The organism is Sorangiineae bacterium MSr12523, assembly GCA_037157775.1.
GTDB classification, from domain to species: Bacteria; Myxococcota_A; Polyangia; order Polyangiales; family Polyangiaceae; genus Pendulispora; species Pendulispora brunnea.
The window spans coordinates 4,404,654-4,423,018 of record CP089982.1 but is presented as its reverse complement, the minus strand read 5'-3'; the positions used below and the strand labels follow the sequence as shown (position 1 = coordinate 4,423,018).

At 64.2% G+C, this 18,365-nt stretch carries 15 protein-coding genes; 6 read left to right on the top strand and 9 right to left on the bottom strand.

Translation table 11 applies throughout. The features are described from left to right. The first annotated feature begins 203 nt into the window (after positions 1-203). A complete protein-coding gene (locus tag LZC95_17415) occupies positions 204-1,097 on the top strand; it encodes a winged helix DNA-binding domain-containing protein (protein ID WXA98598.1) in 894 nt (297 codons plus the stop codon). On the opposite strand, the gene hpnR is transcribed toward LZC95_17415, so the two are convergent. After that, a complete protein-coding gene (gene hpnR / locus LZC95_17410) occupies positions 1,081-2,598 on the bottom strand; it encodes a hopanoid C-3 methylase HpnR (GenBank protein WXA98597.1) in 1,518 nt (505 codons plus the stop codon). The genes LZC95_17415 and hpnR overlap by 17 nt on opposite strands. 124 nt (positions 2,599-2,722) lie before the next feature. Between hpnR and LZC95_17405 the strand changes: the two genes are divergently transcribed. Beyond that, positions 2,723-3,715 (top strand): NAD-dependent epimerase/dehydratase family protein, encoded by a 993-nt coding sequence (locus LZC95_17405; protein ID WXA98596.1) that lies wholly within the window; start codon positions 2,723-2,725, stop codon positions 3,713-3,715. Here the strand turns inward: LZC95_17405 and LZC95_17400 are convergent. Continuing rightward, positions 3,690-4,913, bottom strand: a complete 1,224-nt coding sequence (locus LZC95_17400; protein WXA98595.1) for an alcohol dehydrogenase catalytic domain-containing protein — start codon at positions 4,911-4,913, stop codon at positions 3,690-3,692. The genes LZC95_17405 and LZC95_17400 overlap by 26 nt on opposite strands. Further along, complete coding sequence (locus LZC95_17395) at positions 4,910-5,608, bottom strand: hypothetical protein (protein WXA98594.1); 699 nt, start codon at positions 5,606-5,608, stop codon at positions 4,910-4,912. The genes LZC95_17400 and LZC95_17395 overlap by 4 nt, the downstream gene beginning before the upstream one ends. A gap of 100 nt (positions 5,609-5,708) precedes the next feature. Between LZC95_17395 and LZC95_17390 the strand changes: the two genes are divergently transcribed. The 3 genes from LZC95_17390 (at position 5,709) to LZC95_17380 (ending at position 10,282) form a co-directional block, all read left to right on the top strand. Then, positions 5,709-7,043: an outer membrane protein assembly factor gene (locus LZC95_17390; GenBank protein ID WXA98593.1), complete on the top strand. Its 1,335-nt coding sequence runs from the start codon at positions 5,709-5,711 to the stop codon at positions 7,041-7,043. Positions 7,044-7,109: 66 nt separating this feature from the next. After that, complete coding sequence (locus tag LZC95_17385) at positions 7,110-8,321, top strand: outer membrane protein assembly factor (GenBank protein ID WXA98592.1); 1,212 nt, start codon at positions 7,110-7,112, stop codon at positions 8,319-8,321. Between the two features lie 11 nt (positions 8,322-8,332). Continuing rightward, on the top strand, positions 8,333-10,282 hold the full coding sequence (locus LZC95_17380) for a DUF4056 domain-containing protein (GenBank protein ID WXA98591.1): 1,950 nt from the start codon (positions 8,333-8,335) through the stop codon (positions 10,280-10,282). Positions 10,283-10,347: 65 nt separating this feature from the next. Here the strand turns inward: LZC95_17380 and LZC95_17375 are convergent, their stop codons facing one another. The 5 genes from LZC95_17375 to LZC95_17355 form a co-directional block, all read right to left on the bottom strand. After that, positions 10,348-11,064: a hypothetical protein gene (locus LZC95_17375; protein WXA98590.1), complete on the bottom strand. Its 717-nt coding sequence runs from the start codon at positions 11,062-11,064 to the stop codon at positions 10,348-10,350. A gap of 4 nt (positions 11,065-11,068) precedes the next feature. After that, complete coding sequence (locus LZC95_17370; protein ID WXA98589.1) at positions 11,069-11,833, bottom strand: carotenoid biosynthesis protein; 765 nt, start codon at positions 11,831-11,833, stop codon at positions 11,069-11,071. A gap of 4 nt (positions 11,834-11,837) precedes the next feature. Then, positions 11,838-13,805 (bottom strand): squalene--hopene cyclase, encoded by a 1,968-nt coding sequence (shc, locus tag LZC95_17365; GenBank protein WXA98588.1) that lies wholly within the window; start codon positions 13,803-13,805, stop codon positions 11,838-11,840. A 10-nt stretch (positions 13,806-13,815) separates the two neighbouring features. After that, on the bottom strand, positions 13,816-14,829 hold the full coding sequence (gene hpnH, locus LZC95_17360; GenBank protein ID WXA98587.1) for an adenosyl-hopene transferase HpnH: 1,014 nt from the start codon (positions 14,827-14,829) through the stop codon (positions 13,816-13,818). Positions 14,830-14,949: 120 nt separating this feature from the next. After that, positions 14,950-15,960 (bottom strand): NAD-dependent epimerase/dehydratase family protein, encoded by a 1,011-nt coding sequence (locus tag LZC95_17355; GenBank protein WXA98586.1) that lies wholly within the window; start codon positions 15,958-15,960, stop codon positions 14,950-14,952. Positions 15,961-16,225: 265 nt separating this feature from the next. Between LZC95_17355 and LZC95_17350 the strand changes: the two genes are divergently transcribed. Then, positions 16,226-17,161 (top strand): squalene/phytoene synthase family protein, encoded by a 936-nt coding sequence (locus tag LZC95_17350; protein ID WXA98585.1) that lies wholly within the window; start codon positions 16,226-16,228, stop codon positions 17,159-17,161. A gap of 274 nt (positions 17,162-17,435) precedes the next feature. Here the strand turns inward: LZC95_17350 and LZC95_17345 are convergent, their stop codons facing one another. After that, complete coding sequence (locus LZC95_17345) at positions 17,436-18,356, bottom strand: hypothetical protein (protein WXA98584.1); 921 nt, start codon at positions 18,354-18,356, stop codon at positions 17,436-17,438. Positions 18,357-18,365: the final 9 nt, after the last annotated feature.

Genomic DNA, 18,365 nt, shown 5'->3' with positions numbered 1-18,365 from the left:
TGGGCCGGGGTTATCGACGATGCAAAGATTCCCGGCCCAAACCGCGCCACCCGTGAGAGGATTCCCGGGTGGTCCAGTCACGGCTCGAGCTGACGCGCGCACAGATACTCGATTTCAGGCGACGGATCGGTTCGCTCGCCGAGCGTTTGCCGATGCGCTCGGAGTCACTCCGACGCGCGGCGTGGTGCGGGTTGCAGGACTCCATGCCGCGCGCTGCGCTCTTGTCCATCCATGCGCGGATCGCCGGCACCGGCCCGGCGGCGTGGGAGCATCGCTCACTCATTCAACTTTGGGGCCCGCGGTTCAGTGCGTACGTCGTGGCCGCCAAGGATCTCCCCCTGTTCTCGCTTGGGCGGCTGCCAGAGGACGCCCGTGGCCTCGCGAGGGCACACCATACGGCGTCCCGACTTCACACGTTCCTCGACGGCCGCAAGATGCCATTCGGCCAGGCAGGGCACGGGATGGGCGTACCTCACAACAGCCTCCGGTACGCGGCCCCGACGGGCAGGGTCCTGCTGCGCTGGGAAGGGGCACGCCAGCCCGTCGTCTGGACCCAGCCGGCGCCCAACATGGCCCCGCGGGATGCGCGCCTCGAACTCGCGCGTCGATACCTTCACGTCTTCGGCCCGACGACTGCGGCTTCCTTCGCGGAGTGGGCCGGCATTTCGCCTGCGGCCGCACTTGCCGCCTTCGAAGCGCTGCATCCTGCGCTGACGCCGGTGCGCACGCCGATTGGCGATGCCTGGATTCTCGCCGACGACGAACCCGCGTTTCGGGCGCCCCCCGGGCCTGCTGCGCCGGCGCGGCTCCTCCCCAGTGGGGACGCGTACTATCTTCTCTGGGGAGCCGATCGGGAGCTTCTCGTGCCCAACGCCAAACGACGCGCGGCGCTCTGGACATCGCGCGTGTGGCCGGGCGCGTTGCTCGTCCATGGCGAAATCGTCGGTGTCTGGCGCCGGACGGCGGGCGAGATCGCGATCGAGGCGTGGCGCCGCCTCTCCTCGTCGGAACGGGAGGCGGCGGAAGCCGAAGCCATGTCGCTACCGCTACCGGGCCTCGAAGGTCCGGTGGTCGTCCATTTCAGGTCTCCCGCGTGATCAATGCATTCGCCTGCGCGGCTTTGCTGTTGGGCGGCAGAACGTAAAGCTTTCGCGGATCCACCTTCTTCGTCGGAGACACCACGGGCAACTTCATTTCGTATTTGACCGGCTGGGCATGATCGGAGAGTTGCCGCCGGGGATCGTACACCGAGTTGAACTTCCAGAGCATTTTGACGAAGTTCGTTTGGCCCTGGAGCAGCAAGCGCGCCGAGATCGCGGCCGTCGCCTTCAATGCGGCGATGCCCAAATGCTTCTTGTTGAGCACTTGTTGCGTTTTTACGAGCTCTTCGTAGAAGCGCCGAAGTGGCAACTTGGTCGGGAGAACGGCGTGTTGAATGTCGAAAAGGCGATAATCGCGCGTGGTGAAGGTGCGGGCGTCGGTGAGGAAGGTCTCGGTGCCCGGATAGGGCGTATTCACGCTGATGTTGACGATTTCGGGCACGGACAGGGCCCATTCGCGGATGACTTGAAAGCGCGCCTCGTCCCAGTCGGGATCGGCAATGATGTTCACCGCCACCATGATGCCGAGGGAACGCGCGTATTCGAGGGCTTCGAAGTTTTTGCCCAATGGCACGCGCTTTCGAAAGGCTTTGAGGCCTTCGGCATCGATGGCTTCGAGGCCGAGGAACATGTACTCGAGGCCGAGTTTCTTCCAGCGCACGAACAACTCTTTGTTGCGCAGGAGCACGTCGCCGCGCGTCTCCAAATAATACCGCTTCTTGAGGCCACGGCGCTCGATGGCGTCCGCAATGGCGTTGCCGTGCTCGGCCTGGATGAAGGCCACGTCGTCGACGATGAAGACGCCTTGTTCGCGGATGCTCGCGAGATCTTCGGCGCAGATCTCCGGGTTTACTTTGCGATAGCTTCGTCCGTAGAAGGTCCAGGCGCTGCAGAACGAGCAGTCCCACGGGCAGCCACGTGAGAACTCGATCGATGCCGCGGGATCCAGCACGCCGATGAAGTACTTTTTTCGATTGGGCAGCAAGTCGCGCGCCGGGCGCAGATCGTCGAGCGAGTGAATCTGCTTGGGGGGCGGGCCTTCACCGTCCAGGGTGATCACGCCGTCGAGCAGATGCAGGCTCTTCGGGTCGTCGCGCCAGGCATCGAGCACGCGCGGTGCGGCCTCCTCCCCTTCTCCGCGCACCACGCAATCGATGCTGCCTTCTGCATGCGCGAGGAGCTCCCTCGCCGTGAAGGACGCACTGTGGCCGCCCACACAGGTGAGGATCCGCGGGTGGCGCGCCTTGGTCTCCTTGCAGAGGTCGACGACCTCGGGGACGTTCGCGAGGTAGTTCATGCCGAAGAGCACCGCGTCCGGACGAAAATCGTCGAGGAGGCGAAAGTAGTCGCGATGCGTGGCCGCCTGAAGATCGAGCAGCCGGGTGTCGTGCCCGGCCCGACGAACCGCCGCCGCGACGAGCTCGACGCCCAGGGGCTCCAAACGAAGGAAGATCTCGGTGTACATGAGACCACTCGGATGAACGCACAGGACCTTCATGGTCGTCTCCTATCGTTCGCGGTCGGCCGTTGGTGCGTCGATGGTAAACGCAACCAACGTGACTGAGCTACCGCACGTGGGTGTCCTTCTGTTTTGGGTACTTTGGTAAAAGCGGAAAGTACAAATGATCGATCTGATAACGGGCGCGACGGGGTTCATCGGCAGCCATCTCGCGGAACGCTTGCTACGCGAAGGGCGCCAGGTGCGGGTGCTCTGCCGTGCGGGGAGCGAGGGCAAGCTCACGGCTGCGGTGGCCACGGGCGCGCAGCTCGTGCAGGGCGATCTGCGGGATGAACGCTCGCTCGTCGCGGCTGTGGCGGGGGCGGCACGCATCTTTCATTGCGCAGGCCACGTTTCGGATTGGGGGACCGCGGACGAGTTCGCAGGCGCCAATGTCCGCGGCACGGAAGCGCTGTATCGCGCGGCGCGTGCAGCCGGCGTGCGGCGCGTCGTTCATTTCAGCTCCATCGCCGTGTTCGGAACACCTTCACCGAAGTATTTCGACGACACGACGCCCTTGGATGGGCAGGCGTGGGATGGCTATTCGCTCACCAAGGCCCACGGCGAGGCCGTCGCACGGAAGGCCTTCGAGTCAGGTCTGCCGCTCTCCATTTTGCGGCCTGCCGTGGTGTACGGTCCGCGCGGGACTTGGCTCGAGGAGCCCCTTGCGATGATCCGACAGGGCAAGATGTTCCTGTTGGGCGGCGGCGTCGGTACGTGCCATCCGTGCTACATCGAGAACTTGCTCGATGCGACCTTGCTCGCCGCCGAGCACCCGAGCGCGCTGGGCGAAGCGTTCATCGTCGGGGACGGCGAGGCCATTTCTTTTCGCGATTACTTCGATGCGGTGGCCAAAATCGCGGGGCGCCCGCCCGTGCGCCGGTCGATCCCCTTGCCCGTCGCGCGCACGATGGCCTCTTCCCTCGAGGCGATGGCGCGCCTTCGTCGTGCGACGGCGCGGCCGCTCCTCACGCATACGGCCATCGACATGGTGACGACGAAGAGCGAAATGTCGATTCGAAAGATCCGCGAGCAGCTCGGTTGGACGCCGCGCTACTCCTTTTCGAGCGCCGTCGATCACCTGTGCGAGCTCACCCGAAGTCGAACACCACTTTGATGGCCGGCGCTGCGCCTTTCGAGCGTGCCGTCAAGAATGCGTCCTTGTACTCGGCCAGCGGAAAGCGGTGGGTGACGACGTTCGACAAATCGAGGGTGCGCTGCTCGAGAAGGGCAAAAAAATGCTCGAAGGCGTGTGCGCGCCGCCCGGCGAAGTCCTCGATGCCGTATCCGCTCGAGCCCATGATGTGGAGCTCTTTGAAGTAGAGCGGCGTCCATTCGAAGCGCGCCGGGGTGGCGACGCCTACCAGCACCAAGACACCGAGCGGCCTCGTGATGCGCACCGCGGTCTCGAGGGTCGCGGCCGAGCCCACGGTATCGTAAACGCGGTCGACCCCCTTGTGCAGCCATGGCAACGCGAACTGCGGACGACGTACGGGCACGTCGGCAGCCTGCGCAATGGCCTCGATGAGCTCCGCACCGCGCGCCGAGAAGGTCGCGGCGGCCCCGAGCTGCTCGGCCAGTGCGCGGGCGTGCGGCCGCGGGTCCACCGCCAAGACGCGCGTGCGCGGAAAGAGCCGCGCGAGAATGTGGATCACGAGCACACCGAGCCCGCCGCATCCGTACACGAGCACCGTCTCGCCGGGCTCCGGCGGCGATTTGAGCACCGCGTGCAGCGCCACGGCGAACGGATCGGCGAGAACGGCGGTCGAGAAAGGAACGCCATCGGGCATCGGGAAACACGCCGATTCGTGCACCGGAACGAGCGGCGCGAAGCCACCCGAGATGTCGCGGCAGGTGCCGGCGTGCATGCCCGGGGCGAAGGTGCCCTCGGTGAAGCTTTCGCAAAGCGCGATCTGGCCGCGGCGGCACGCGTCGCATTCGGGGAGACCGCGCACGGCGCAACTGAACCAGGGAGAGCACGCCACGCGATCGCCGCGCTTCACACGGGTGACGGCGCGGCCGGTCTCCGCCACGACGCCCACGTGCTCGTGGCCCATGACGTGGGGAAAGGAAATGACCGCGGTGAGCGGGTTGTCGACGGCGGCGTCCATGAAGACTTCCTTGACGTCGCTGCCGCAAATGCCACACGCCTTCGTCTCCACGACGACCCAGTGATCGCCGAGCACGCGCGCATCGGGCACCTCGGCGAGGCGCAGCGGACCGAGCCCGTTCAAATAGCCGTGCGCCGAGACCGTGCCGAGCGCACGCGCAAACGCGAGCCGCGGAAGGTGCAAGTCGAACGTGAGCGCCTTCATGGCTTGCAAACCGGAGCAGGAACACAGGTGCGCCGCACCTCCCGCCCGGCGAGCGAGATGCTCGAGGTCTGACTCGGCGAGGAGTTCTGCGACGCGACGGAGGGATTCATCGTGAAGGTCTGGAAATCCGCGGCGTAGACGAACGGCTTGAAATGGGCCGCGTGCGGAGGGACATGCATGTCGCTTCGACCCGATGGGGGCGCCCCGAATTTCCCGCAGAGACCCCCTTGGCAAATGACGCTGCCATCGCTGCGCATTCCGCGCCAGATCCCCCAGCGGAGGGTACGGCCGTCCAAGGTGCCCTCGGCCGAGCTTCCGCACCTGTCTGGCGTGGTGCGGCTGATCGTGTCGGCGGTCACGCGCGCTTCCCACATCAAGGCGTGGCTCACGACCGTGAAGTTGTCCTTCATCTCGTACTCGATCAACTTGACGTTCCCGCCGGGCTGCCCGCCGCGGTTGTCGAAACGAAGCACCACCTTGCCGGGGCCATTCGGGTACTTGCCATCGCCGGCGCCCATGGGGGTGTCGCTGATGATGACGGTCGCGTTCACCACGTACTCGATCTGCCATGCTTCGCAGGCTGCGGCGTCGGGCTTGTCGTCGGCTGCGGCCGGCCCAGACGCAATCATTGGGATGACCATGACGCCGACGAAGAGGCCCGCTAGCGTCCCGATGACGCCACGGCGTGTGTCCATTCTGGCAACCCTAGGCTCCTCGGAGCCTGGCGACAAGCGCCAAAAAAGACCTCCCGAACGCCCTCGTCGCCCTATAAGCAGAGTTCCAGTCCGACATCGAATGATCACTTCGCCGTTCACGTCCCGTCGCATGCCCCGTCGCGTGCTGCGTCCCCGCCTTGCCTGGAAGGCCCTGCTCGCGGGGCTGAAATGCCTTGCCTGCTTTTTCGTCTTTTTCGCCAGCACGGGAGAGGCTCGCGCGGAGGAGAAAAGCGGAAAGGCAGCGAAGGACTGGGAAGCATCGAAAGATGACCCGCGCCGCTGGGAGTTTCTCCCGGTGCCGAACATCGGGGGAAATAGCGACGTCGGCCTGGAGCTCGGTGTTGCCTTCGGGGTCGTGCGATTTTACGACGATGCGAAGCCGTACAAATGGCTCCTCGGCGGCGTGTTCATCACGAGCTTCAAGGACGATGACGGCCACTTCCGGACGGTCCAACAGTTCCACGCCCTTCGCCTCGATGTTCCCGGGCTCTTCGGCGGGCGCGTCCGCATCAACACCATCGTCAACTTCGGGCGCAACGTCATCGCCAAATGGAACGGACTCGGCAACGCGAGCACGTTGGAGGGCCTTCCCCCGGGACCGGACCGCGTAAGACAGGGCCAGTTCACCTCCGAGCAAGTTCGCCTGCGCTCGGTCGTCCGCGTGAAGACGGGTACGCCGTTCGATGCGGCCTTCTCGACGAACCTTCGCTACGAATTTCCGTCGATCTACGAGGGATCCAAGATTCAATACGATGCGGCGCACTCCGGAATCCCAGGAACGGAGCCCGCCTTTCTGACCACCCTTGCCACGGGCTTCATCATCGATACGCGCGACAACGAATTCGCGCCCCACCGAGGCGTTTACTACCAGGCCGGGGTCGGCGGTACGGTGGGCAGCGCAGAGCGGGTGGCCTATGGCGAGACGTTCGCATCGCTCTCGTCCTTCCTCCCCCTTGGCCCCAAGCTGACGTTTTTCAACCGGGTGGTGGCAAGCTACCAATTCGGCCGGGTGCCCTTTTACGATCTGGCGCAGGGCAATGCATTCCTTCCGCAGGCTATGGTCGGCGGCGATCGCGGTGTCCGGGGCGTTCCCGGTGCGCGGTATGCCGGCCACGTCAAAATGATGGCCAATTACGAGCTACGCAGCACGCTGATACCGCGCTTTCGCGTTCTGCGGTGGAAGCTCCAAGTCGGAAACACGGCCTTCCTCGACCTGGGCCGCGTCTGGAACGATATCAACTCGTCCGCCTCCGATGGCAAGACGCCGGGCATCCATTATGGCGTGGGCGGGGGGTTCTTCTTCCAATGGGATCGCACGAGTGTCTTTCGCGTCGAATTGGCATATTCGCCGAGCGATCATCCGCGGAACGGGTTTCCTCTATCTTATTACATCGCCAATGGGCTCACCTTCTAATTGCGTTTCGCAATGATGGCTTTCCTTTCTTCGAGACGCCCCCTTCTGAAATGGCTTGCACGCCTCATGGTGCTCGCAAGTCCTGCCACGGCGGCTGCCGATACGATTTCCACGCCGGGATCGCAGGACGCACTGCCCGCGCGCCGTTACGAGTTTCTCCCCGTGCCCGACGTTGGAGGCAACAGCGACGTCGGTGTGGAGTTCGGCGTCGTGTTCACGCTCGCGCGCTTCTACGACGAGGCGCGCCCGTACAAATGGCTCTTTGGCGGAACACTGGGCACCAGCTTCAAGGACGATGCGGACGGTCTCCGCCTGGTCCAGCACTATCACGCGTTTCGCTTGGACGTGCCCAACCTGTTCGACGGACGCGTTCGCATCGACACGCGCGCCCACTTTTTGCGCAACATCATCGCGCGCTGGGAGGGGGTCGGCAATGCAAGCACCGCGGAGGACGCGCCCGGCGCCGATCCTCTCCGCAAAGACGAATACATCGCCCAGGAGGTGCGTCTTCGCTCCGTCGCCCGCGTGAAGACGGGTACACCCTTCGAGGCCGCCTTTACGACGAGCCTGCGGTACGTGTTTCCGTCGGTCTACCAGGACTCCAAGCTTGCCCACGATATCGCGCGTTCGGACCTCCCCGGAACGGAAAAAGCGTTCCTCGGAAGCCTCGGCGCAGGTCTCTTTCTCGATACGCGCGACGACGAGTTCGTGCCACATGAGGGTGTGTTTTACCAGGTCGGCTTCCTCGGGACGGCGGGCACCGCGGAGCGCGTGGGCTTCGGCGAGGCCTCGGCGGCACTGCACACGTACATTCCCCTCGGACCCAAGATGACCTTTGCCATGCGCCATGTGGCAAGCTTTCTCTTCGGTCGTGTTCCCTTTTATGAACTTCAGAGCGGCGGGGTGTTCAACCCGACACACATGGTCGGAGGCGAGCGTGGCGTCCGGGGAATTCCAGAGGCTCGCTACGCCGGTCACATCAAGGTGATGGCCAATTACGAGCTGCGCACCTCGTTCATCCCGAGCTTTCGCGTTCTGTCGTGGCAACTCCAGATTGGGACGACGACCTTTCTCGATGCCGGCCGCGTCTGGAACGACTGGGGCTCGTCGGTCGCCGATGGGTCCACGCCGGGCATCAAATACAGCGTGGGCGGTGGCTTTTACTTCCAGTGGGACCGATCGAGTGTCTTCCGGGTGGAGATTGCCCACTCGCCCACGGATCACGCTCCTGACGAATTTCCTCTCGCCTATTACCTCGCCAACGGGCTTATTTTCTGATCGCGGCTGGGATGACTGCTCTCCAATTTCGTTTCCTCCTTTGCTTCGTGTGGGTCGCCTTCGTGGCCGCCCCGTCCTTCGCTCACGCCGATACGCGGGAACCGGGTCGCGCCGCACCGCGCGGACGGCCTTGTTGCGCGATGGCCCCCGACATGCCGATCCACTTGGGCGCCACGCACGTTCCGATCGTCATCGCCGGGGTCATCTCGACCCATGGCGTGGGACGCCATTCCTACTCCGTGGACGGCGAATTGACCGAAAACAACGGCTTTCTCTACACGCGCCGCGGGGGATTCGTCGATCTCGGGCACACGCGGGACTTCGCGGACATCGCCGCCTACCTCTCGATGCGCCTGCGCCCGCTCCTCGCCCGCGGAGCAGGAAGCATCGATCTCGGCCCCAAGGGCGCCGATCGAACCCTCTTCGTGTTGCAGGCCGTGCCGCCGCAGGATCTGGAACGCACCAGCGATCTCATCGCCATCCGCGTCGCGTTCCATCTCTCGGTTTGGGCCGAGCTCGTTCAATATTATGGGCTTACGAAATTCCGCGCGGCCGAGGAGATCTATTCGTCGTTCACGCCGGACGATCTGTATTCGAATCTGCTCGGTGCCCACCTGGGGGTGGCCGCGCTCGAAAGCCCGCTTCCGTACGACCAGGCGATGGACATCGCGCTCCAGGCCACGTTCGAGCGGCTCGGCGCGGTTTCGCAGGCGGAGACGCGCAGGACGCTGAACGAGCTAGCCGGCCGCTGGTGGAGCCCGAAGCATGCGTGGCCCTCGCATCAAATTGCCATTCGACGCAGTTACATCATGGGCCCCAAGGTGCCGCCGACGTTGGCGCCCTCGGACGTGATGGCAACGGAAGGCGATCCCGTGGTGCTGACCGTCCCGCAGACGGACGACCGAGGGGTTCCGCTCTCCCAGTACTATGCGCTGGCGATCGCCCCTCATACGGACGAATTGCTCCGGTTTCCCAAAGAGGAGACGGGAAAGATCCTCGGCGAGCCCGATCTTCCACGCCTCACGGACGAAGTGCGGCGCGCGATCGAGGCGGGGATACCGAATCCGCCGCAGGAGATGCGAGAAGATGGAATCCACGGGGCGGTCGCGCACTACGTCACGGGAATACGGCTGCTCGAGCTATCGGCGCTCGGGGGGGTGCTGGGCAACGGCGACGGGGAGCTCGACGGAGCGGGTGGCGGCGGGCTCGAGATCGTTCGCGGCGATACGCGCGGAGGCGATTTCGGCCTTCTGAAGTTCGACGTGCTGCATGCGCCGACGCATGGGCTCATGGGGCAGCTCACGTTTTTTCAATCGGAGGCGCTTTGGTTCTGCCACGATCCGGAGACTCGGGAGCTGCGGCCGCCCCTCGTGTCGCTGTTGGGTCCGTGCGCGCCGGGCGAGTGGTTCGGGCTCGGCGGTGCGATTGGCGAAGCGATTCTCGATGGCGAACGGGGACGGTCGGCCCTGCGGCCCATTCGCCTTTCGGGCGTGGTGAACCCTCTCGGGAATGGTCAATCGGCGAGCTACGACGCCGTGCGCCTGCTCCTCCATTTCGGGGGCGCGCTCGAGCACCTCTGGAGCGAAGAGCGCTCCGGGCGGACCATCCCGCGCACGGGCGGGAGCGCCTCGTTCCTCGTGCGTTCGCCTTCGCGGCAGATGGAGCTGCGCGCAGCCGCCGGCTACCGCCTCGATCCCGCGAAACCGCGCGACGGTGTGTTCGAGTCGGACGTGCGCCTCTCGTACAACTTCGTCGTCGGGCACTCCAAGGTCTCCGGCCGGCCCGGGGAACTCATTCCGTTCGGCCTCGGCTCCGTGGGCTTGCGCGGGAGTTATTCCTATTGGGCGCGCCCGCAAAATGTCTTCCCCGAGATCGCCGCGCCGTTCGCTTCGATCGATCATCCAGGCACGTGGCAACTGCTGCTCACAGCGACGTTGGGGCTGCAAAAGCTCACGTTCTAGTCAGAGGAGAAAACCGCCAAAGCGCCAAGATCGCCAAGGATTGGGGCTTCCGATGCATCAGCACATCAATCCATCTTGGCGTCCTTGGCGTCTTGGCGGTTGCTCTCGAACGAGACCAGAGACGGCGCGAGGGTGGCGAAGCCTTCGCGGAGTTTTTTCGTCCAAGTTCGCCCTTCGCGGAGGAGGCGGGCCACGCCACGCGGATCGGTGAGCGCGGAGCCGACGCCGCGGAGGGCCGAGCGCGCGGGGGAATCGGTTCCGGCCATCGCCGCCGTGAAGGGCGCGAGAAACTCGGGCAGCGGGTGCTCCGGCGTGTCGCTCACCAGGCGCACGACGGATAGCGCGATGGCTCCGGCCGCCATCGACAGCGCGGCGGACTCCATATCGGCGACGAGAGGCCGCGACGAATCACGGGGGACGCTGCGGAGCGGCGAATCTCGGCCCACGAGATGATCCGCCGAAACGACGTCGCATGGCAGGCACGAGGCGACGGCCACCGGGCGCACCACCGGAACGAGCGCGCCATCTTTCCACTCGGACAGCGTTTCCGCGGTGATCCACGCGCCGAGCGGAACTCCGCCGACCAGCGCCCCCGCGAACCCGCACGATAGAATGCGGCTCGGAGCGGGGCCACGGGCAAGGCGCTCGCGCAAGCTGCGCGCGGCATGTGCAGGCCCGACGCCAACGCGCAGCAGGTCGAACGACGTCGTAAGCCCCGCGTCACGGATCCCCGCCAGGCAGGCATCGTACTCGGGCCGCGTGGCCGCACAGACCAGGAGCACGCGCTTACGCGCTCCTTTCTTCGCGTGATGCGAGCCCGGCGGAAGCCCAGCGCGCCCGAAGCCCCATGGCCATCGCGCCCAACGTTCCGACCGTCACGACCGCGCTCGCCGCCGCCAATCGGTAATCGCCGATGAGCACCGTCATGGTCAAATTGAACAGGAAGATTCCCGCGTACACGCCATACGCACCGAGCACGAAAAGCCGTGGCACCGCCCGCAGTGGGCCGCGAAGAAGCATGCAAAACACCGCCTGCGTCACGAACCCGACGAAAAACCATCCGGCAAAGTTCGCCGCCGTCACCCCGAAATAGAAACCTTGGTACGGATAATCGTAAATCCTTCCCAGAAACCACTTGTCGCCCTGCAGCGCCACGGGGTCGATCACCACGTCCAGCAGCATCATCAACACGCCGCCGAGCCACGGAATGGCGCGCGACACCGGCCGGGAAACGTTGCCCACGAGCGCGGAGGCGAGCACGAAGCTGAAATACGAAAGAAAAACGAAGGACAGCGAATCGAAAAACGGGACGTTGGATATCCAGAGTTCCCGGGTGCGCGTGTCATCGAAATAGCGGTAGTACCCGAAGGGAAACCCATTGCGCGTCGAACTGTACTCGCACGCGTACGCGATGGCCCACGTCGGAAGCATGAAGAGCAGCATCCGCCAAAGGCCCAGATGCCGCAGCGCAAAGACGACGAAACACGCGAGAAAGGCATAGACGTAGGGGCGATGCACCACGCTGCCCCAGAGCAAGCCCCACGTAGTCACGTTCTTACGAAGCGCGCAGCGCCCGCACGTAGCGGCCGAGCGCCATGAGCGGAAAATAGTGCCGGTACATGTGGTAGCGCAAATAGAAGTACTTGGGGAATCCCGTCCCGGTGAACTCCTTTTCGTTCCAGGTGCCTTCGTCGGTCTGGCGCGAAACCAGCCACGCGATACCACGCTGCACCGAAGGATCGTCCGGCGGCAAGAACGCCAGGAGAGCCATCAGGCCCCATGCCGTTTGCGAGGCGGTCGATGTGCCGCGTCCCATGAGATTCCGGTCCGCATACGAATGGACGTGCTCCCCCCACCCGCCGTCGGCATTCTGGACGGCCTTCAACCAGCCCAGGGCGCGCGCGACCATCGGATCGGACGCACGGAAGCCGTGGTGCACCAGGCCGCAGAGAACATTGGAGGTCCCGTACACGTAATTGACGCCCCAGCGCCCGTACCACGAGCCCTCGGGCTCCTGGTTCTTGCGGAGGTACTCGATTCCACGTGCGCACGCCGCCTCGTAGCGGCGATCGCCCAAGATGCCGAGCGCCTCCAGAATGCGCCCCACGATATCGGGCGTGCTGGGATCGCAAAGCGAATCCATATCGGAGAACGGGATATCGTTCAGGAAGAGCTTGTCGTTCTTTCGATCGAACGCGGCCCAACCCCCGTCGTCGTTCTGCATGCTTACGATCCACTCGATGGCCCGGCGAACCACATCGCTTTTGGCCGACGAGCGATCTTGCTTCAATAGGGCCATGACCACGGCCGCCGTGTCGTCCACGTCCGGATACCAGGTATTCGAATATTCGAACGACCAGCCGCCGGGTTTGCCCTTCCCGTTGTAAACCTTCCAGTCGCCGTGGTCGTCCAGGATCTGCAGCTTGGCCATCCAGTCGCGCGGCGCCAAGAGCCGCTCGCCGCCGGCCTCGCAGTCCAGCAGACCAATCATGGTCAGGCAGGTGTCCCAGACCGGCGATTGGCATGCTTCGACCCGCACCCCGGCCGTGTCCGTCATGGTAAAACGCTCGATGGCCTCGAGCCCGCGACGCATCGGATCCGAGTCGACGGCGTACCCGTGCGCATGCAACGCAAGGACGCCGTTGACCATGGGCGGGAAAATGCCCGCCCAATCGCCGCTTGGCTCCTGATGCTCGAGCACCCAATCGACGCACGCCTGCACGGCGCGCTTTCGCACGGGGGAAAAGAGCCCGCCGGTCAATGTTTCGTATCCGAGCACGGCTTTGTAGCCGAGCGAGATGATCGATTTCGCCGACACCTTGTGCGTGCGCAAGATGCTGCCCAGCGGGGCGGCGTAGGGCACGTGCTTGTCGCGCGGGTTTTGCCACAGATGATCGAGCCAGTCGTTCTCGGCGTGCTTGCCATTCGGCAGGGCGTAGAGCGGCTTGTGATGAAACAGCACGAGCAGCGGAACGATGGTGCCGCGCGCCCAGCTTGCGAATGCGTAGATGTTCACCGGGCTGGAGGCCGGAAGGAGAATGAGCTCCGGCGGCAGCACGGGCACCGAGTCCCACGGAAAGAGCCCGAACAGCGCAAAGAAAATGCGGGTGAACACGCGCATCTTCTCCAGCCCGCCGTGATTCGAAATGAAGGACGCGGCGCGTTCCAGGCGCGCGTCGGTGGTCGCAATGCCCAGAATGCGCAGCGCGAGGTAGCACTCCGCCGTGGTCGACACGTCGCCATCGACCGCATGGGCGATGCCCCAGCTCCCATCCGCGTTTTGATGCTCGGACAGATACTGCACCAAGCCCTCGCGCTTTTGCGCGAGGTCCAGGCCGAGGGCCTGGCACATGAACACGTACTCGCTGGTGATGGTGCAATTCGATTCGAGCTCGGCGCACCAGTGTCCGTCGGCCCGCTGCGTCGAATAGGAGTAATCCGTCGCCTTTCGAACGGCGTTCGACGCCGCTTGAAGGGGGGTCGAAACGGCGGGCGAAGGAATGGCAATCGTCGATGTGGTCATGTCGAGACGGTCACTGGAAAGCGGCGGTGATCGATCGGAAGATGTTCTTGGCGCTCGCCATGCTGTCCTCCACGGCGGTCGGCTCGTAGCCGCAATGCACCATGCAATCGCGGCACTTTCGGTGCCCGCTCTTGGTGCCGAATTTGTCCCAATCCGTCGTTTCCATCAGCTCTTTGAAGGTCTCCGCGTAGCCGCCCTCGTTGAAGAGGTAGCAGGGACGCTGCCAGCCGAAGATCGTATAATTGGGATTGCCCCACGGCGTGCACTCGTAGTCCCGCTCGCCTTTCAAGAAGTCGAGGTAGAACGGCGAGTGGTTGAACGTCCATTTGCGCTGGGCGGCGGGCTCGAGCACCTTTCGAAAGAGCTCTTTGGTCTGATTGCGCTTGAGGAATTTGTCCTGCACCGGCGCCCGCTCGTAACTGTAACCGGGCGAGATCATCATCCCGTCGATGCCGAGCTTCATCATGTCATCGAAGAAGCGATGCAGATCCTCCGCCGGGTGATCCAAGAAGATGGTCGAGTTGGTGGTCACGCGAAAACCGCGCGACTTCGCCTCTTTGATGGCGGCCACCGCGGTGTCGTACACCCCTTCCCTCTGCACGCAGTGGTCGTGGTGCTTCTGAACGCCGTCGAGGTGAATGCTCAACGTGAGGTAATCGCTGGGCGCGAACAAGTCGAGCTTGCGGCGCAGCAAGAGTGCGTTGGTGCACAGGTAGACGAACTTTTTCCGATCGACGAGGCCTTCGACGATCTCTTTGATCTGCGGGTGGATGAGCGGTTCGCCGCCGGCCACCGTCACGACGGGGGCGCCGCACTCTTCCACGGCGGCAAAGCACTTTTCCGGTGAGAGCGACTGCTTGAGGATCTCTTCCGGATACTGGATCTTCCCGCAGCCAATGCACTCGAGGTTGCAGCGGAAAAGCGGCTCGAGCATCGTGACGAGGGGGTAACGCTTCCGCCTCTTGAGCTTCTGCGTCATGATGTACTTGCCGACTGCTGCAGCTTGCGTCATCGGAATGGCCATGGGGAAAGTCTCCAGCGTTACGAAGCTAATCTTCAGCGTTTCTCTCGGGGGGGTGGGGCGGCGGAGCCCCCCACAAACCTGACTTATCGGCGTGGGGCGGCGGAGCCCCCCACAAACTGCCTACGCCGCAGCGAAGTAGTGGCGATGTGAGAACCAGTCCAGTGCATCCGCGAATGCACGCTCGGTCGGGGTTTGCGGCAACCCCAATTCGGCAACGGCCTTTGCCGAGCTGAAAAACATATAGCGCTTCGCCATCTTCACCGATTCGAGCGGGATGGCCGGCGGACGGTGGGTGACGAGGTCGGCGAGCCGGGTGCTCAACCAGCCCGCCGCATAGGCGACTCCATAGGGAATACGCATCGTTGGCGCGCGTTTGCCGGTGAGGCGCGCGAGCGTCTCGAGGATGCGCGCCAGGGTCAAGTTCTCGTGCCCCAGGATGTAACGCTCGCCGACCCGTCCCTTTTCGGCGGCCAGCACGTGCCCCTCGGCGACGTCGCGCACGTGAACGATGTTCAGGCCCGTGTCCACGAACGCGGGCATTTTTCCGAGCATGAAGTCCACGAGGATCTGTCCGGTGGGCGTCGGTTTGCGATCCCAAGGCCCCACAGGCGCGCTCGGGTTGACCACGACAACCGGAAGGCCCCGCGCCACATAATCGAGCGCGACCTTTTCTGCATCGAACTTGGATCGTTTGTAGTGGCCCGTGAGCTGCCCGTCGGCGAGCGGCGTGCGCTCATCGCGAGCGCCCATCGCGTCCCCGTCAATCGACGCGAGACCGATGGTCCCGACCGTCGATGTGTATACGACGCGAGCCACGTTTTCGCGGAGGCAGGCGTCCATGACATTCTTGGTTCCCTGCACGTTACTTTGGTACATCGATGCCGGCTCGTTCGACCAGAAGGTGTATTCGGCGGCTACGTGATACACCTCGTCGCATCCGCGCACTGCACGGGCAACGGACTCGGCATCGCGCAAATCGCCCTCGGCGACTTCGGCGTCCAGCCCCTCCAGGTTACCGCGATCCGAACTCGCGCGAACGAAGACACGAACCGAGCGACCCCGTTCGACGAGCGCGCGCGCAACATTTGCACCTACGAAGCCGCTCGCGCCTGTCACCATGGCCTTCAACACGATGGAGCACCTTACTCCCGTTTCGTCTCGTTTCATCTCGTTTCACTGCAATCCGCGCGTCGAAAGGATGCCTTAGGGCTGTTTCGGTACGCTGTTTAGGGCGCCACACGCTTGTGATGAAAAAAAGCCAACGAACTGGGACGGTTGCTTCTTATTGCATCGTCGAGGCGGGCATCTGCTAAAAGGGATTCGCATCACTACGAGGATTAGGTAGCGGAACACACTGCACTCGACGGCGGGAGCATTCGCCCCATACCTCTACAATATGCTTCGACTGACATCGGAATCGCGTCCTACGCCTGCTGCACCCGCTGTCATACGGGATCTTCTTGTACGGACGAGCCGCACCTTTGCGCTGGCCATCCCGCTTCTGCCGGAACCTACGCAGAACGCGTTGGCGCTCGCTTACCTCTTGTTCAGAGTCGCAGACACCTTGGAGGACGCGGGCCATTGGTCGCGCGATGCACGGGTGGCCGCGCTGGACGAGCTCGTTCCCATCCTTCGCCACGGGGATGCAGCCCGCGCGAGGACGGCGAGTCGCGATTGGGTGGTGCGCAACGCGACGACCGACCCGGGGTGTCTCGATCTGCTGATCGCGTTTCCAGCGCTTCTCGATCAGGTTTCGACCTGGCCTGCCGCCCGAGCGCGCATCGTTCTCGAGCATGCCGCGCGAACGGCCGAGGGGATGGCGCAAACATTACGCGAGGCCGACGCGGCAGGTCATGTGCAACTGGCCGACGTCCCTGCGCTGCGTGCCTACTGCTACGTGGTGGCCGGCATCGTCGGTGAGTTGGTGACGGCGCTCTTCGTCTACGACGTGCCGGAGCTCGCTGCCGTGAAGTCGACCCTCGTCCGACACGAGCGCGCCTTCGGCGAGGGGCTGCAACTGGTGAACATTCTGAAGGACGAGCGCTCCGACGCCCAAGACGGACGGACGTACCTTCCGCGCGGCATCGCCCGCGAAGAGATCCTCGCACTCGCGCGGGCCGATCTCGGGGAAGCGCGCCAATACATCGCGGCGCTGGAGGAGGCGGGTTCACCCGCAGGCTTCGTCGGCTTCACCACGCTCAGCGTCGAACTCGCAGACCGATCGCTCGCCGCCATCGAATCACGCGGCTCGGGCGCCAAGGTGCCCCGCAACGAGGTCCTCGGCCTGGTCGCTCGCCTCCAAGAAAAAATCCGCAGCGCCAAACGGCGTTAGGCGGCGGTCGCGAAGCTCCAGAAGATTCACAGGGAGGCGGGGAGGCGGGGAGTTTTTTGGGATTTCAATCGGCTCCATGAGTCCATTGAAACCCCAAAAACCCTGCGCGCTGCGCATGCAGTTCCACTCCCCGCCTCCCCGTGAATTCTCTGAAGCGCCGGCGAGCGCCGAGCTGTGGATGAAAATGTGTAAGCTGTGGATAAAGTGCGGGCAATTGTGACGGTTTCGTTTCGAATCCGATTCACTTCGAAGAACGCACCCGCGGAGCGGTGGATCAGCGCGGGCAGGTAGGCACCATGGCGCGACAACGACCGTCGACGCACTTGCTTCGAGGGGCGCAGGTCAGCTTGTCATTGTATTGTTCAATGCAGCTTTCGCCCTCGGCCACGAGCCGCGCACAACGCGATACGGGCCCCCCACAAAGCTGGTCGGATGCGCACGATCCGGTTTCACTGCTCCCGCAGACGACCGGGGCGACAGGGTCCGGTGGAACGCGGGGGCTGGTGCTCACTTCGCATGTCCACCGCGAGGGAGCATGCCCTCCTGGGGGAATCGGCCCTGCCGCGCAGAAGAAGCCGATGCCACACGAGATCCCCCCGCATGATTCGCCGACGGTGGCCGGCGGAAGGCACGTGCCGCAGTGACCCATGTAGGTGCCGTCGCAACGCAAGCTGCCGCACTGGTGATGACCGGTGCAAGGAGAACCGACGGTCCCGACACCCGCTGGCGGCTTGCACGATCCCGGCATCGTGTGGGGTGGCGACCCGGCGGAGAGCTCGGCGACGAGCGCCTCGCGGCAGGCATCGAGCCACGCGCCCGTGATTTGCGACGAAGGAAGCGCGGCGTAGTCGATGCAGGCCGTGCGATAGGAGTTCATGACAATCTCGCGGCCCGCCGGTGTGAGCGTGCGCAGATCGACATGCGGCGGTTTGGGGCCCCAGTCATAAAAATCGTTGTCATCACTCCCGTCATTCGCCCCAGCCTTGATAATTCTGTCCAGGGTGAGCCCGTGCTCCGCGAGGTCCATGACCCAGCGATCACACGCGCTCGCGAGGAGAGCGTCGCGGGTCTCGGGGGTCGAGACCTGGCCAGTCGAATCCGAGCCACCACATGCGCCGAGCGCAAGCCCTTGCCCCACGAGAAAGCAGCCTAAGAGGATAGTGCGCCGATAAGAGACCTTGAACATGCGGGCCATCGCTGCAAA

Bases quoted from the DNA above. Each gene is read 5' to 3' on its own strand.
- LZC95_17415 (WXA98598.1), top strand. From the start codon at position 204: ATGCCGCGCGCTGCGCTCTTGTCCATCCATGCGCGGATCGCCGGCACC.
- hpnR (WXA98597.1), bottom strand. From the start codon at position 2,598: ATGAAGGTCCTGTGCGTTCATCCGAGTGGTCTCATGTACACCGAGATC.
- LZC95_17405 (WXA98596.1), top strand. From the start codon at position 2,723: ATGATCGATCTGATAACGGGCGCGACGGGGTTCATCGGCAGCCATCTC.
- LZC95_17400 (WXA98595.1), bottom strand. From the start codon at position 4,913: ATGAAGGCGCTCACGTTCGACTTGCACCTTCCGCGGCTCGCGTTTGCG.
- LZC95_17395 (WXA98594.1), bottom strand. From the start codon at position 5,608: ATGGACACACGCCGTGGCGTCATCGGGACGCTAGCGGGCCTCTTCGTC.
- LZC95_17390 (WXA98593.1), top strand. From the start codon at position 5,709: ATGATCACTTCGCCGTTCACGTCCCGTCGCATGCCCCGTCGCGTGCTG.
- LZC95_17385 (WXA98592.1), top strand. From the start codon at position 7,110: ATGGTGCTCGCAAGTCCTGCCACGGCGGCTGCCGATACGATTTCCACG.
- LZC95_17380 (WXA98591.1), top strand. From the start codon at position 8,333: ATGACTGCTCTCCAATTTCGTTTCCTCCTTTGCTTCGTGTGGGTCGCC.
- shc (WXA98588.1), bottom strand. From the start codon at position 13,805: ATGACCACATCGACGATTGCCATTCCTTCGCCCGCCGTTTCGACCCCC.
- hpnH (WXA98587.1), bottom strand. From the start codon at position 14,829: ATGGCCATTCCGATGACGCAAGCTGCAGCAGTCGGCAAGTACATCATG.
- LZC95_17350 (WXA98585.1), top strand. From the start codon at position 16,226: ATGCTTCGACTGACATCGGAATCGCGTCCTACGCCTGCTGCACCCGCT.
- LZC95_17345 (WXA98584.1), bottom strand. From the start codon at position 18,356: ATGGCCCGCATGTTCAAGGTCTCTTATCGGCGCACTATCCTCTTAGGC.